The sequence below is a fragment of the Staphylococcus coagulans genome (genome assembly GCF_002901995.1).
Taxonomy (GTDB): domain Bacteria; phylum Bacillota; class Bacilli; order Staphylococcales; family Staphylococcaceae; genus Staphylococcus; species Staphylococcus coagulans.
Genome location: NZ_PPQN01000149.1, coordinates 1 through 860, shown reverse-complemented (window position 1 = coordinate 860; position 860 = coordinate 1). Strand labels below are relative to the sequence as shown.

The following is an 860-nucleotide window of genomic DNA, read 5'->3' as shown; positions in this document are numbered from 1 at the left end:
ATCCTAATTCATGTAACATAATATTAGAAGTTTTCAAAAGAGAACAAATTTTGATAATTTTTACCACGCTTTGAGTTAACTAACTTCTAACACAAAAAAACAAATTGCTTAAAATTTCTATATGAAAAAGTAAATGCAAATTTCAACCCAAATTGCTCAAAACAATCAAGTCATTAAATTACTTATGGATCATGACCAAAAATAATAGGGTAGCTTATCTACCCTATTATTTTTTACTTTTTATACGTTAAAGAATGATTCTATGCCAGCACCACTCTATTAATACTGCTTTATATATTGCTCGACTTTCCCATTTATATACTAGCGAGCAATTATTCTATCCTTTGAGTTCTTCAAATTATTAGGTGAAAATTACCATGATATCAGCTTTTTTAATATATTAAAAATCTATAAACTCAACCTAATGGGATCCATAGCTACCGTAATTAATTTTTGGTCCCATACTTGATAATTATTAATCTTTAACCCCACCTAATTTTACACGTAGGGTAATTCATTAATTTTTTTCAAGTTGTTTTTGATAAGCGTAAAGTTTTCCTCAGCGACTAATGAGATGCCTCCTAACTCTCTAACACCTCTTCTTAAATCAGAAATAAGGCCTTGTGATATACCCGTATCTTTAAAAATTCTATATTCTGAAATGTCATATCTAATAGTATTTGGATCGCATCTTTAAACTTATTCATTTTTTCTCGCATTTTTTCTATCTAGATTATAAAAATGTATTTTTCTTCCGATAAACAACAATAATGGTAGGCTTAATATAAATAATGATAAATACATTTGACCTGTCATATTTGAAAACCTCCAAAATTTATTATATACTTCAAGTGTAAGGA

The 860-nt window shown here is 27.7% G+C and carries 1 protein-coding gene; it reads right to left on the bottom strand.

Features of this window, described 5'->3' with window-relative positions; all coding sequences use genetic code 11:
- Nucleotides 1-699: 699 nt before the first annotated feature.
- Entirely contained in the window at nt 700-816 is a 117-nt protein-coding gene (locus tag CD118_RS11850; protein ID WP_103356762.1) for a hypothetical protein, read from the bottom strand.
- Nucleotides 817-860 lie beyond the last annotated feature (44 nt).